The organism is Amycolatopsis sp. NPDC051372, assembly GCF_040682095.1.
Lineage (GTDB): Bacteria > Actinomycetota > Actinomycetes > Mycobacteriales > Pseudonocardiaceae > Amycolatopsis.
On the sequence record NZ_JBFBAF010000006.1, the window covers coordinates 1 to 13,621 of the forward strand.

Annotated in this window: 13 protein-coding genes, 2 tRNA genes and 1 pseudogene; 9 read left to right on the forward strand and 7 right to left on the reverse strand. The window is 68.6% G+C overall.

The window, feature by feature from the left end; translation table 11 throughout:
• The 3 genes and pseudogenes from AB0M56_RS10840 to AB0M56_RS10850 all read left to right on the forward strand — a co-directional run.
• Window positions 1-237, forward strand: a pseudogene (locus AB0M56_RS10840) (3-hexulose-6-phosphate synthase); the annotation flags it as partial.
• 40 nt (window positions 238-277) lie between these two features.
• Complete coding sequence (locus tag AB0M56_RS10845) at window positions 278-571, forward strand: hypothetical protein (protein ID WP_364173523.1); 294 nt, start codon at window positions 278-280, stop codon at window positions 569-571.
• Between the two features lie 529 nt (window positions 572-1,100).
• Window positions 1,101-1,721, forward strand: coding sequence for a GPR1/FUN34/YaaH family transporter (locus AB0M56_RS10850; protein ID WP_220245685.1), 621 nt, complete (start codon window positions 1,101-1,103; stop codon window positions 1,719-1,721).
• 208 nt (window positions 1,722-1,929) lie between these two features.
• Here AB0M56_RS10850 and AB0M56_RS10855 read toward each other — a convergent pair.
• From AB0M56_RS10855 to AB0M56_RS10875, 5 genes are all read right to left on the reverse strand, one after another.
• Window positions 1,930-2,003, reverse strand: a tRNA-Arg gene (locus AB0M56_RS10855).
• 42 nt (window positions 2,004-2,045) lie between these two features.
• Window positions 2,046-2,135 (reverse strand) — tRNA-Ser (locus AB0M56_RS10860).
• Between the two features lie 76 nt (window positions 2,136-2,211).
• The gene (locus AB0M56_RS10865; RefSeq protein WP_364173526.1) at window positions 2,212-3,921 is read right to left on the reverse strand and encodes a phosphatidylglycerol lysyltransferase domain-containing protein; all 1,710 of its coding nucleotides are present in this window, start codon (window positions 3,919-3,921) and stop codon (window positions 2,212-2,214) included.
• 42 nt (window positions 3,922-3,963) lie between these two features.
• On the reverse strand, window positions 3,964-5,955 hold the full coding sequence (locus AB0M56_RS10870) for an acetoacetate--CoA ligase (protein WP_364173529.1): 1,992 nt from the start codon (window positions 5,953-5,955) through the stop codon (window positions 3,964-3,966).
• Between the two features lie 73 nt (window positions 5,956-6,028).
• Window positions 6,029-6,661 carry a dienelactone hydrolase family protein gene (locus AB0M56_RS10875; protein ID WP_364173532.1) on the reverse strand — a complete coding sequence of 211 codons (633 nt, stop codon included), beginning with the start codon at window positions 6,659-6,661 and terminating at the stop codon, window positions 6,029-6,031.
• 104 nt (window positions 6,662-6,765) lie between these two features.
• Here AB0M56_RS10875 and hisC point away from each other — a divergent pair, with 104 nt between their 5' ends.
• The gene (gene hisC / locus AB0M56_RS10880) at window positions 6,766-7,821 is read left to right on the forward strand and encodes a histidinol-phosphate transaminase (protein WP_364173535.1); all 1,056 of its coding nucleotides are present in this window, start codon (window positions 6,766-6,768) and stop codon (window positions 7,819-7,821) included.
• A 172-nt stretch (window positions 7,822-7,993) separates the two neighbouring features.
• Here the strand turns inward: hisC and AB0M56_RS10885 are convergent, their stop codons facing one another.
• Window positions 7,994-8,755, reverse strand: coding sequence for a sulfite exporter TauE/SafE family protein (locus AB0M56_RS10885; RefSeq protein ID WP_364173538.1), 762 nt, complete (start codon window positions 8,753-8,755; stop codon window positions 7,994-7,996).
• A 159-nt stretch (window positions 8,756-8,914) separates the two neighbouring features.
• Between AB0M56_RS10885 and AB0M56_RS10890 the strand changes: the two genes are divergently transcribed.
• From AB0M56_RS10890 to AB0M56_RS10910, 5 genes are all read left to right on the forward strand, one after another.
• Complete coding sequence (locus AB0M56_RS10890) at window positions 8,915-9,538, forward strand: DUF3558 domain-containing protein (RefSeq protein WP_364173540.1); 624 nt, start codon at window positions 8,915-8,917, stop codon at window positions 9,536-9,538.
• A gap of 184 nt (window positions 9,539-9,722) precedes the next feature.
• Window positions 9,723-10,148, forward strand: a complete 426-nt coding sequence (locus AB0M56_RS10895) for a hypothetical protein (RefSeq protein WP_364173543.1) — start codon at window positions 9,723-9,725, stop codon at window positions 10,146-10,148.
• Window positions 10,145-10,765: a DUF3558 domain-containing protein gene (locus AB0M56_RS10900; protein ID WP_364173545.1), complete on the forward strand. Its 621-nt coding sequence runs from the start codon at window positions 10,145-10,147 to the stop codon at window positions 10,763-10,765. Before AB0M56_RS10895 ends, AB0M56_RS10900 begins: the two co-directional genes overlap by 4 nt.
• Window positions 10,765-12,150, forward strand: coding sequence for a hypothetical protein (locus AB0M56_RS10905; RefSeq protein ID WP_364173548.1), 1,386 nt, complete (start codon window positions 10,765-10,767; stop codon window positions 12,148-12,150). Before AB0M56_RS10900 ends, AB0M56_RS10905 begins: the two co-directional genes overlap by 1 nt.
• An 8-nt stretch (window positions 12,151-12,158) precedes the next feature.
• Window positions 12,159-12,923 carry an ESX secretion-associated protein EspG gene (locus AB0M56_RS10910; RefSeq protein WP_364173551.1) on the forward strand — a complete coding sequence of 255 codons (765 nt, stop codon included), beginning with the start codon at window positions 12,159-12,161 and terminating at the stop codon, window positions 12,921-12,923.
• Here AB0M56_RS10910 and AB0M56_RS10915 read toward each other — a convergent pair.
• On the reverse strand, window positions 12,920-13,564 hold the full coding sequence (locus AB0M56_RS10915) for a TetR family transcriptional regulator (RefSeq protein ID WP_364173552.1): 645 nt from the start codon (window positions 13,562-13,564) through the stop codon (window positions 12,920-12,922). The genes AB0M56_RS10910 and AB0M56_RS10915 overlap by 4 nt on opposite strands.
• Between the last annotated feature and the right edge of the window lie 57 nt (window positions 13,565-13,621).

The window sequence follows — 13,621 nt, forward strand, 5'->3', positions numbered from 1 at the left end:
GTGGAGATCCACGCGGGTTTGGATGAGCAGGCCCGGCCTGGTTACACGATCGACACCCTGTTGGAAGACGGTCGTCTGGCCGGTGTCCCGTTCTCCATCGCCGGTGGCATCAAGATCGACACTATCGGCGCGGTCCGCGACGCGGGTGCGACCGTCGCTGTGGCGGGGGGCGCGATCTACAACGCCGCCGACCCGGGTGCCGCGGCGAAGGAACTCAAAAAACGCGCCACCGCCTGACCGGCCGCGTCGGGAGACTTGACGAGACAAAGGAGTCCGCGTGAAAGGCAAAGAGTCAGCTGCACGATCCGATCGGGCACCAGCCGCGCACAATACTTACTGCGCCTTGCTGATGCAGGCTGCGGGCGTGCTGCGGCTGCGCTACGTGCAGTGCAGCCAGGACACCGGCCTGTCCCCGACCGCGGCGACCGAGCTGGCCGCCGTCTTCGAGGGAATCGCCAAGGGGCATCCCGACTTCGACCAGATCGATCCCAAGGAGGCGATCGCCTTGGCGCACCGCCTGATCGACGACGACCACCCTGAGCTGTCAGGAATGTGGCCCAGAACCCAGTGAAGCGGTTCTCCCCGCCCGGCCCCGCGCGCTCGCCACGGCGTGGTTCGAGTCGGCCAGTCCGCCGCTTCGCCCTGGCGCCGGTGATCAGGCTCGGCGGAGAAAGCGGGTGGTGCAACCACGTCTCTCGCTCCGGCTGGTCCGCCGCTTCGACCCGAAGCCGGCGATCCAACTCGGCAGGGAAAGCCGTGGTGCCACCACGTCTCCCCATCAACCCGATCGCCACCGGGCCTGCCGCTTCAGGCCGTTGCCGGCCACCGGGTTCGACGGAGAAGGCCGGTAACGCAACCAGGCCCCCCTCCATCTGGCGGGCCGCTTCGAACCGAAGCCGGCGGCCCAGGTCGGCGCGAGAAGCGGGTGGCGCCACCGCGTCCCGCACTCCAGCTGGACCGCCACTTCAACCCGGCGCCGGTGACCGAACTCGGCACGAAAAGCAGGTAGCGCAACCACGTCTCCCACTCCAGCCGATCGAGGACCACCGCCCAGCCTGACCGCACTCGAGGATCATTCGCAGCTCAACGAGGAGTACACGATGTCCACTGATGTTGCCACTGAAGTCGAAGCCCCTGCCCAAACCGCACCCGTGGGCGACCCCGGCATGATCGGGCTGCCCACCTTCATCGTCGGCACGATCGCGCTCGGCCTGGTTCTGACCGGGTACGTCCCGGCCAGTGCCGTCGGCGCCTCGATTGCCATCATCCTGCCCGCGACGGGCCTTGGCCAGTTCGTCGCCGCGGTGTGGGCGCTGTCGCTGGGCCAGAACGCCGTCGCCTCGGTGTTCGGCATCTTCGCCGGGTTCTGGTGGAGCTACTCGGCGCTGGTGCTCGGCCTGACCCACAACTGGTTCGGCATCACCTCGGACGCGGCCATTGCCACGCAGGGCATCTTCCTGATCGCCTGGCTGATCACGATCGTCCTGCTGACCCTCGGCACGCTGCGACTGCCTGCCATGTTCACCGTGCTGTTCGTGCTGATCGACCTCGCCGTGGCCCTCGTGCTCTACGGCACGGTGGGCGACGCCCCGGGCGCCTCCACCGCCGGCGGTTACGTCTGCTTCGTCTTCGCCGCGGTCGGCGTCTACCTGTACCTCGGCGCGATGTCCGCCGCGACGGGCGGCAAGGGGCTGCCGCTGGGCCGCCCGGTGCTGACCTGAGTGACCCCGGGCGGGCGTGACTCTTCGCCGCCCACCCGCGGTGGTCTGCGGACCACCCCGAGCAGACCCCGCCTGGACACGGCCCCGGGCGGGGTCTGCTCCGTGCGCGGGGTCCCCGCGTCCCTGCTGTGGCTGCCGAACAAAGCCCGGACAGCAAGAAGCCCGCCGTCTCCGGCGGGCTTCTTGGTACTGCTGTCTCAACCAGACGTGCGCCCGAAGGGATTCGAACCCCTGACCTTCTGATCCGTAGTCAGATGCTCTATCCAGCTGAGCTACGGGCGCTTGTTCAGTTGTTAATCTAGCACCTGCCGAAACAGGCACCAGCGGAGGCTCCGGGATTTGAACCCGGGAGGGGGGGTTACCCCCAACCGCATTAGCAGTGCGGCGCCATAGACCAGACTAGGCGAAGCCTCCTGGGCCTTGTCGACCACTGCCCAGATAGCTTACACACCCCCCATTACCCCGCGAAGGCACCCCCCGAAAGTGAAGATCAGCGTTGCAGCAGGCGCCGCAACCAGGGGGAACGGCCGCCGAGGCCCTCGGCTTCGAAGGTGGCCACGCCGACGCGCGGGAGTTCGCGCACGCCGGGGTACACGAGGTACCGCGGGACCCACCGTGGCTGGAACTTGGCGTTGAAGCGGTACAGGCTCTCGATCTGGATCCAGCGCGAGAAGAAGTGCAGGACTTTCGCCGAGATACGTGCCACAGGACCCGCTCCGATGCGTTGTCCCTGTTCCATCAAGGAGCGGAACGCGGCGAAGTTCAGCGAGACGTGGTCGATGTCGTGCTCGTGCGAATAAACCAGCAGCTCCGAGATCATCAACTCGTTCACGCCGTTGTCGGCCGAACGGTCCCGCCGCATCACGTCGAGCGACAGGCCCCGCGCGCCCCAGGGCACGAACTGCAGGACGCCGCGTACGCGTCCGCCCTGTTCGGCCGTCACGATCACCGCGCCGGGGTCGCCCATGCGGCCCAGCGCCATCGAGAAGCCGCGTTCCGTCTCGGTGCCCCGCCACGCAGCGGCCAACAGCACCAGCTCGTCCAGCTCGCCCGGCCGCAGATCCTCCGCCCGCCGCACCAGCACCTTGCACCCCGCCCGGCGCGTCCGCGAAGCCGCCTGGCGGACGCCACGCATGATGCGGCCCTCCAGCGTGAAGCCGGCCGTGTCGACGATGGCCTCGTCGCCGATCTCCAGCACCTCCAGCCCGAAGCGCGCCCACACCGTCGCCCCGAGCTCCGACGCGCCCATCGCCGCCGGCACCCACGCGTTGCGCTTGCAGATCTCCAGGTACTCCTCGATCGCGCCCGGCCAGGCCTCGTGGTCGCCCAGCGGGTCGGCCGAGGTCAGCGCGACGCCGGCGATCACGCGGTACGTCACGGCCGCCTTGCCCGTTTTCGAGAACACCGCGAACTTGTCGCGCCGCAGCGCGAAGTAGCCCAGCGAGTCACGGTCGCCGTGCTCGGCCAGCAGGGCCTGCAGGCGCGCCAGCTCGTCGTCCGACAGCCCTGGCGCGGGCTCCGCCGAGCGCAGCAGGAAGTACGCGGACACGAGCACCGCCGCGATGCTGAACAGCAGCCCGATCGCCGCCGACAGGTCCCCCAGCCACAGACCGTGGAACACGGCGGGACCGCTCACGCCCACCAGCGCCAGCCCGGACTGTGAAAGCCGGCCGGGGAAGCTCAACGGGTCGAGCATCCGCCCGGACGCCACCGAAAGCAGCACCACGTTGATCACGAAGCCCGCCAGCACCAGCTGCAGGAACACCCGCACCGCGCGCCAGCGGCCCGTCGTCGGGTCCGGCTCCGCGACGAAGTAGCGGCGGTTCACGATCAGCCCGATCAGCAGCACCACCGACACCACGCCCGCGCCGAACACGTGTCGCAACCCCAGGTGTGACAAGGTCAACAACACCGCGAAGCCGACCGCGAGCTGCCACGCCCGGCGCTTCCGCCGCCGCAGCCCGGCCGCGAGCATGATCAGCAGCACGCCCGTGACCACGGCCACGGTCGCTGCCGCGACGGTCGCCCCCTGTGGCAGCTCCAGCCACTCGGCCAGGTGGCCACGCAGGTTACGGCCGGAGGGAACCACCACGGAAAGTAGCGTCAGCAGGCCGGCGAGCCTGGTCACCCAGGTGATCGCCTTGACGGTCGTCACGCCCGCCACCTGCCAGCTGTGCTGCGCGCGTGTCCCAGTCACCACGCGTGCAACACGTACGGCCCAGCCATGCTTCCCCCTGCTTCGTCACCGCCCGGCGAGCTCCCCCGCGAGCTCCGTGAACGGGGCCAACGCGGCCGGGTTGGCCAGCGCGTCCCTGCTCACAGCCCTCTCCGGCGCGACTCCGGAGAGTATCTTCTTCACCGGTACCTCACACTTCTTACCGTTCAAGGTACGGGGGATTTCACCGACCACCACGAACCGGTCGGGAACATGTCGTGGTGACAGAGCGCTACGAAGCTCCTTCCGCAGCTTCGGCTCGATCTCCTCCAGCCGCGTACCCGGCGCCAGCACGAGGAAACACAGCAGCTGCCCGTCGTCGTTTCCGGCCGCGGAGGTGTCCACGACGAGGGAGTCGGCGACCTCTTCGAAGCCCTCCACCACGCGGTAGAACTCGGCCGTGCCCATGCGCACGCCGCCGCGGTTGAGCGTGGAGTCGCTGCGGCCGTAGATCACCGCGGAGCCGCGCCGGGTCACACGGATCCAGTCGCCGTGGCGCCAGACGCCGGGGTACATGTCGAAGTACGCCTCGTGCAGCCGCGTGCCGTCGGGGTCGTTCCAGAAGAACACCGGCATCGACGGCATGGGCTCCGTGATCACCAGCTCGCCGACCTGGTCGACCAGCGGGTTGCCGGCCTCGTCGTACGACGCGACAGCCGCGCCCAGCGCCCGGCACGACAGCTCGCCCAGCCACACCGGTACGTCCGGCGACGCCGCCACGAACGCCGCGCACAGGTCCGTGCCGCCGGAGACCGAGCAGATCTGCACCGACTTCCCGATCTTGTCGGCGATCCACCGGAAGCCCTCGACCGACAGCGGCGCACCCGTGGAACCCAAGGCGCGCAACGCACTCAGGTCGTAACGCGCCGACGGTTCCAGCCCCGCCTTGAGGCAGCTCTGGATGAACGGCGCCGACGTGCCGAAGTACGTGATGCGGTGCTGCTCGGCCAGGTGCCACAGCACGTTGAGGTCCGGATGGCCAGGGCTGCCGTCGTAAAGGACGATCGTCGAACCGACCAGCAGGCCCGAGATGAGGAAGTTCCACATCATCCAGCCGGTGGTGGTGAACCAGAAGAACCGCTCGCCCGGCCCGAGATCCGCTTGCAGGGAAAGGGCTTTGAGGTGCTCGACGACAATCCCGCCGTGCCCCTGCACGATCCCCTTCGGCAGGCCCGTCGTGCCGGACGAGTACAGCACCCACAGCGGGTGCCCGAACTCCGCCGGCTCGTACGCCAGCTGTGTGCCGGCGTGTTCGGCGAGCATCGCGTTCCAGTCGCAAGTGCCGTCAACGGTCCCCTCGCCCACGTACTTCACCAACACGGTCGCGCTCAGCGACGGGATCTCCGCGCGCAACCGCTCGACCGTGGGAGTGACGTCGAACTGGCGGCCGTTGTAGGCGTAGCCGTTCACCGCGATGAGCACCTTCGGCTCGATCTGCGTGAAACGGTCGGAAATCGCGCGCACACCGAAGTCCGGTGAGCACGACGACCAGATCGCCCCCAGCGACGCCGCCGCCAGGAACGCGACGAGCGTCTGCGGGCAGTTCGGCGCCAGCGCCACCACCCGGTCGCCCTTCGCGACGCCCAACGCCTTCAGCGCTCCGCGCGCCGCGGCGACCTGCGCGCGAAGGTCGCCGTACGTGAGCTGCTCGGCGAAACCGTCTTCGCGGTGGAAGATCACGGCGAGCTCGTCGTCGCCCTTCGCCGCGCCCGCGACGCCTGGGCTGAGCGCGTGTTCCGCGTAATTCAGCGTGCCGCCGTCGAACCACTTCGCGTTCGGCATCGCGCCCGAGAGGACCTCTCGCGGCTTCTCGTGCCAGCGCACACCAGAGAACTCGGCGACGGCCGCCCAGAATTCGGGCACGTGCTCCACGGAGTAGCGCCAGAGCGAGTCGTAGTCGTCGACCTCCACGCCGTGTTCTTCCCGCAGCCACCTGCGGAACGCTTCGATGCGAGTGTCGGACACGCGGCTCGGGTCGGGTCGCCAGAGCACTTCGGGAACATCGGCAGTCTGGGTCACCCGCCGATGTTAACTGCGGCTAACCACCCCGGCCACCGTCTTGTCTCCGGCTTGTCTCTGGCTTGTCTCCGGCTTACCGCAGGTGCGCGTCGAACCAGTCCAACGTGCGCTGCCAGGCTTCCTCGGCCGCGCTGGGGTCGGCGTCGAAGCGGTGGTTGGCGCCCGCGTAGCGCACGACGTTCGTGGCCACCTTCGCCGACGCCGCCGCTTCGCGCAGCTGCTCCACCTCGGCGCCGCCGGCTTCGTCACCGGCGTCGCCGTACATGCCGAGCCACGGGCTGGTCAGGTGGCCCGCGATGTCGAGCAGCCGCGGCAGCTCCGTCACGCGCTGGCCGCCCACGCTCACCGCCGCGCCGAGCCGGCGGTGCGACGCGACCACGAGCGCCGCCGTGCCACCCAGGTCGAACCCGACGACGCCGCGCAGATCGGCCTCCACACCGTGCTCGACCAGCCATTCGAGTGTGATGTCCGTCGCGTCGAGCAGGTCCTGCTGCGTGAGCTTCTCGCCGCCGGCGATGTGGGGCGTGACGGTGAGCCAGCCTTCGTTCGCCAGGCTCGCGACGAGCAGCACCACACCGTCGGTGACCCCGTCACCTTCATGCAGGACAACGAGGCCGCCGCGGATGGCACCGTCGGGCTCCGCGAAGGTGAGGCGCAGGGCGCGACCGTCGGTACGCTGGTAATCCACGGTGCTCGTCGACGTCATCACCTCATGCAATCACCTCCAGGTGAACATTGGGAACTTTTGTGGATCCGACGTCGCGAGATACGGTGGCCAGGCCGTCCCGTTTGACCCGAGGAGTACCGACGATGCCGTCCCTCGCACCGCGCCCCGACCTCGATTCGTTGCCGAAGTACGTCCCCGGCCGGACGATCCAAGGCGCGATCAAGCTCGCGAGCAACGAGGTGCCCGGCGGCCCGCTGCCCAGCGTGCGCGCCGCCATCACCGACGCGATGGCCGACGTCAACCGCTACCCCGACAGCGGTTCCCACGCCCTGCGCGAACGCCTCGCTCGTGAGTTGAACGTTCCCCTCGACCACCTCGCCGTCGGCTGCGGCTCGGTTTCCCTGTGCCAGCAGCTCATCCAGGCCGTCTGCGGTCCCGGCGACGAGGTGATGTTCGCTTGGCGCTCGTTCGAGGCGTACCCGATCGTCACGCAGGTCGCGCACGCGACTTCGGTGAAGGTCGCCTTGACGCCCGAGCACGGGTTGGACCTCGACGCCATGCTCGCGGCCATCACCGACCGCACGAAGCTCATCTTCGTCTGCAACCCCAACAACCCCACCGGCACCGTGCTGACGCATGACGAAATCGCGCGGTTCCTCGACGCCGTCCCGTCCCACGTGCTCGTGGTGCTGGATGAGGCGTACACAGAATTCGTCACCGATGCGGACGTCCCCGACGGCGTGGAATTCGCGCGTACCCGGGAAAACGTTGCGGTGCTGCGGACTTTCTCCAAGGCTTACGGGCTGGCCGGCCTGCGGGTGGGGTACGCCGTGGCTTGCGCTTCAATCGCGGAGGCGCTTCGGCAGGTGTACGTGGCCTTCTCGGTGAACACCATCGCCCAGGTCGCCGCCATGGCTTCGCTGGACGCCGCCGACGAGCTGATGGAACGCTGCGCCGAAATCATCTCCGAACGCGACCGCGTGCGCACGGCGCTGGTTTCCATGGGCTACGAGATTCCGGTTACCCAGGCCAATTTCGTGTGGTTCCCACTGGGCGAGCGCACGGTCGAATTCTCTGAACACATGCTGGACCGCAAGCTGATCGTGCGCCCGTTCCCGGGCGACGGCGCGCGCGTGACCATCGGGACCCCGGAGGAGAACGACCTGTTCCTGGCGGCCGCCCAGGAGTTCCTGGCGTGACAGGGCGGCATGGGTCGGCGGGACGGCCTCCGTTCCGCTGATCCTGCCGCGTCGCACTGGGACAGGTCATTCCAGGCCTTCTGCAGACCGTGCGATGGCCCTCGGCACCAACGGGTCGCGGGTGAGTCAGCGTTTCACCGCAGCCATCAGGCCCGCACAACGTTGGCAGCACTCACTTCAGGACCAGTTCCACCACAGCCGCAACACCGATCACCACGATCACGGCCCTCAACACCGTCGGCGACAACTTGCGACCGATCTTCGCCCCGATCTGCCCCCCGATCGTCGACCCGACGGCCAGCAGCCCGATCACCGGCCAGCTCACCGGGGCGACGACGGCGTAGATGAGGCCGGCGATGACATTGACGACGGCCGCGAGGACGTTCTTGACTCCGTTGAGCCGTTGCAGGGGCTCCGACAGCAGCATCCCCATCACGGCCATCATCATCACGCCCTGCGCGGCGGTGAAATAGCCGCCGTAAATGCCGATGAGGAACAGCAACCCGAGAAGCAGCGGCCCGGGTTTGTGCTCGGTCCCGTTGGCGTCGCGGCGCTTCTGCACCCACTTCGACACCCTCGGTTGCACGATCACCAGCACCACCGCCAGTCCCACGAGTACCGGCACGATCGTCTCGAAGGCGTCCTTGGGCAACGTCAGCAGCAGAATCGTCCCCCCGATCGCGCCGAAGAACGACGCCACCGAGAACCTCAGCACCTGCGGCCAGTACCCCTCCAGCTCGGCGCGGTAGCCGTACGCCCCACTGATCGTGCCGGGCGCGAGCCCCACGGCGTTGGACGTCGTCGCCGTGATCGGCGGGTACCCCAACGCCACGAGCACCGGAAACGTCACCAACGTCCCCGACCCGACCACCGCGTTGATCGTCCCCGCCCACACCCCGGCGACGAAGATGATCACCGCATGCCACCACGTCATAACGCACCCACCCCGGCACCCTAAGCACCCTCGCCCACCCCCGCGACGCGATGTGTCAGGAGGAACAGTGCCGGTTGGCCCCTAGTAGGTGACGCTCTGTCCCCTTTGTCTCGGTAACCTGGAGTAACCGGCCGCCTCCGGCCGGCTCATCCGAGGGGGATGGCAGTGCGTATCTTTTGGCGGCTTGTCGCTTTGTGTGGGGTTGTGGTGGTTGTCGCCACGACCTCCGGCTGCTCTGGGCATGCACGGGCCGGCGCACCGACGACCCCGCCTCCGTCGCTCACTACCAGGCCTCTGCCCCACAGCGGCGCTCCGAAGGTGGAACACCCTCTGCCGGCATCGGTTCTGTCCGGCGACCCTTGCCAGGAGGGGCTGACCTCGGACCAGCTGGAATTGATCCTGGGCACCACGCCCATCGGCAAACGCGACGACTCGGCTCTGGGCCCAGCGTGTAATTGGAGCGCCAACGCCCTGGCATCGGTGAGCTATGCAACCAAACAACAGCATGGACTCAGCGCCGTCTACGCAGGAACAAAGCCCCAGGCAAAAGTGTGGCGAGAACTCTTACCCATCCAAGGCCTCCCAGCGGTAGCCCACTCCACGTACAGCCTCGACACTCCGAACGACTTCTGCCAGGTGAGCGTCGGCATCAGCGACGAGCTGGAGTTCGACGCCTCGCTGGTGCTGAGCTCGTCCAGAGTCGGCAGAGCCGACCCCTGCGACCTGGCGGCCCGGGTGGCCGACATGGTCGTCACCAACCTCCGCCACAAGGCCGGCGTGTGATGGACAACCTCCACCCGATCGGCGACAGCTCCCTAGCGCCTTTCGCCCGACTTCGGCAAAATGCCCACCCGAGGGTGATCAGTCCATTACCGTTGCCGCAGGGGACGGTCCGCCACGGGACTGAAGCGTCATGAGGGGGAACGCAGTGGCTCTACCTGCGCCGGAGTCGAACTGGCTCACTGGCATGAACTTCACCATCACCGGCGACCAACCGGCCGGCGGTGGTGCGTCCGGCGGAGCGGCCGTGCCCAGCCCCGGTGGTGGCGGCGGCTTCAGTCTGAGTCGTGACGAGGCGCAGAGCATGCTGACGGTGGCCAGACGCGTCCGCGACAACCTCCGGCACATGAACACCCAAGCCGAGGCACTGCGAAAGATCCGGCCTCCGCCGGACGATCCGGGTAGCACCAGCTACAACACACTCCTCGTCGGCGATGGCCGCGGCGGGGGCGCGTTCGGTGAAGGCGCCGATCAGGTCGGTCGCGAGCTCAAGTACGCCGGGCAGTTGGTAAGCAAGCTCGAACTGGCACTGGGTATCACCGTCGCGGCTGACGAGAATGCTGGCGCCGACGTGAAGGCCGCGGCCGGCGACCAGGACAAGGGGTTCGCGTGACAACCAAGCGACTGCTACTGCTTCTATCCGGCACAGCAGCCACCGTTGCTGCCGTCGCAGGATGCTCGAGTGGGAACGCCGCCGCCCCGGCAAGCATCCCGGCCTCGGCACCATCTGCGGCCAGTTTGCCGCACGACGGCGCTCCGAAGGTGGAGCACCCGTTGCCCACTTCGGTGCTCTCGGGTGACCCGTGCCAGGATGCGTTGACCTCGGACCAGCTCAAGCAAATCCTGGGCTCAGCGCCGCAGGGAAAGCGCGACGACAACGCCGCGCTCGGACAGGCGTGCAACTGGGACGCCGATGCCGGCGTCGGAGTCGGCTACGACACGCAGACGCATGAAGGTCTCAGCGGCGTGTACGCGAACACGAAACCGCAGGCCAGCGTATGGCACGAACTCAAGCCCATCCAAGGCTTCCCCGCAGCCGCGCATTCTTCGGAAAAGCAAGGCGCTCCGCAGGAGTTTTGCCAGGTGAGTGTCGGTATCCGAGATGACCTTTCCTTCGACGCCTCGCTCTACCTGAGTCAAGCCAAGATCGGAGTCGCCGACCCCTGCGAGCTCGCCGCGAGGGTGGCCGACATGGTCGTCACCAACCTGCGCCAGAAAGCTGGTGGCTGATGAGCTTCTTCAGCAAGATCGGTGACGCCGCGAAGTGGGCGGGCGACCGCATCAACGACGCCGAGCAGTGGGTCGACGACGTCGGGCACGGGAACGTCGGCCAGCAGGCCGTGCCGGCACCCGAGTTGGTGCAGAAGGTGCTCAACAGCAAGGGCGCCGGCGGTTGGCACGAGGGGGCTGGGCAAGCCACGCAACTCGCGGCGGATCACCACACCATCAGTGCCGACATCCAGAACCTCAGCACCGGCCTCGAGTCCGTCTGGACCGGCGGCGGGGCCGAGGCCGCGCAGCAGCGAATCAAGGTCTTCTCAGACACGACGGCCGCGGCGTCCCAGACGTATACGACCAACGGGCAGAACCTCACCGGCCTCGCGCACGGGTTCGACGAAATGAAAGCCGCCCTGCAGCCGATGCCGGGAACCCCGCCGCACAAGGACTTCATCGATGTGGCGACGCCGTGGGACACGGATACCGAAGACAAGATCAACCAGTACAACCAGCTCGCCCAGCAGAACCTCGACCGGTACAACGGCTACGCCCAGCAGGCGCAGAACAGCGGTCAGAGCCTCAAGACCGACTACGGCAAGCTGAACGAGTTCGACGGCACCGTCACGATCACCCAGCCCGGCAAGGTCAAGCGCGAGAAGCTGACCCGCACGACCAAGAACACGACCGGTGACGACAAGACGTCCACCTCGCAGTCCGAGGTCGACGCCCGGCACATCACGACGCCTCCGCCGACGACACCTCCGCCGACCACGCCGCCGCCCAACATTCCGCCGCCGACGGTGTTGCCGCCGCCGACCGGACGGCCCGTGGTGCCGCCGGAGCAGAGGCCGCCGCGGGACGAGGATCGGCCGGGTAGGCGGCCGGGTGACGATGACGACACGCACACGTCCAGTGATCTCGACGATCCGCGGGTCACGCCGCCGGGGCAGAGGTTCCCCGTCGGCAGTGGGAATCCGTCGTGGTCGGCGACGGGTGGAGGGGACGGCTTCGGGCCTGGCGGCTTCGGCGTAGGCGTAGGCGCCGGTGCAGGTGCAGGTGGGGCCGGGGCGTTCGGCGGACGCGGCGGGGCAGGGACCGGAACCGGGTCGCGGCTCGGTGGTGGCGCCGGCACAGGGGCGTTCGGCGAAGAAGGCGGCCGTGGTGGTGCGCTGGCCGGCCGAGGCGCGGCAGCCGGTGCGGCCGGCGCCAAGGGCACGCCCGGAATGGGCGGCATGGGCGCGGCCGGCAACAAGGGCAAGGGCGAGGAAGACGCCGAGCACCAGCGCAAGTACGGCATCGACGACGACTCCGCCTTCTCGCTCCTCGACGACGAAGACGGCAGGCTCCTCGATCCCCACACCGGCCTTCCGCCGACGCCCCCGACCATCGGAGCCTGAGCAGACCGATGACGATCATCGACAGGCCGGTGCGGTTGCCCCGGCCGGTGTTCCTGGTTGCCTGGACCGTCGCCGAGCTCGGTGAGCCGCCGATTGTCGTGGGGCCCGACCAGACGTACCGCACCGACGAAGCCGAGGCGACGCTGCGCCGACGTGCGCTGGACGCGTTGTACGACCTGGGGCTGGCCACGTCGGCCGGTGAGCTCACCCGGCCGTGGCGCGCGACGCTGGACGTGCTCGCCAACCCTGCGCGCGAGATGTACTCGTGGAGCAACTTCCGCGACGGCGCGGACGACGGCGCGATCCTCGTGGCCGAGTCGGGCCGTGACGCGGTGCGCCTGATCACCGACCACCGCGTGGTGCAGCTCGACCCGATCCCGGCGCGCGAGGCCGCGGAGCACCTGGTGGACGCGCTGCCCACGCGCCCGCCGGCGCGGCTGGCGCCGATGAGCGTGCCGAAGGCCCATTTCGAGGACGCGGGGCGCGATTACGAGTCCGACAATCCACTGACCGAGATGTCCCACGAAGCCGACGAGCTCCGCCGCCTCATGCGCGCCGGTCGCGATGCCGCGCACCAGCTGTATGTCGCGACGCGCGACGACGCGGGCCGGCGGACGCGCAGCACCCCGATGTCCGTCCTCGACCTCACCGACCGCGGCCGCGTGCTGACGTTCATCGGCAACACCCACGGCGAGGCCCGCATCAACGTCCACCCCGGACACCGTGCGCACCTGATCGAAGCGCTGCACCTGGCGTCGAACGCGCTCGTTTAACGCTTGGCCAGGCCTTCCGCGGTGGCTTTCAGCAGCCGCGTGAGACGGGGCTCGAAGTCGAGCGCTGTGTGGGACCAGCGGGGTTCCTGGCGGTAGAGCTCGGCGAGGGTGGCCGTCGGGTGGGAGAGCTGCCAGAAGTACGACGTGGTGCCGAGCAGCGTGGCGATGACGTCGTGGACCTGTTGTGCGGTAAGGGTTCCCGCGTTGACGAGGGTCTCGACGATCACGTCGTAGGCCTTGAACGACCTCGTCTTGTATTGGCGCGCCCGCTCGATGGAGACGTCGCCTTCGAGGCTCAGCGACACGTGCGTGAGTAGGTCACAGAAGAGCGGGAGCGTGACGATCGTCGTGCTCAGCGCCTCGGCGAGCTCGCCCGGCGGCAGGCCGCGGGCGCCGGCGAGGCGGGCGGTGAGGACGTCGCGCCATTCCTCCCAGCCGCGTTCGGCGAGCTCGAGGAACAGCTCCTCGCGGCTGGCGAAGTACCGCCGCACGGCCGACGCGTGCAGCCCCGCCGCCTCCGTGACGGCGGCGAGCGTCACGTGCCGCACCCCGCCCAGCTCGACGGCCAGCCCGCGGGCCGCGGCGAGGAGGTCCTCGGCGCGCTGCAGCTTGGCTTCCTCGGAACGCGCTCGGCGATGCACACCACACTTTAACGCAAGCCGGCTGCGTTACCCGCCTCGGAGTGCTACCGTCGAAGT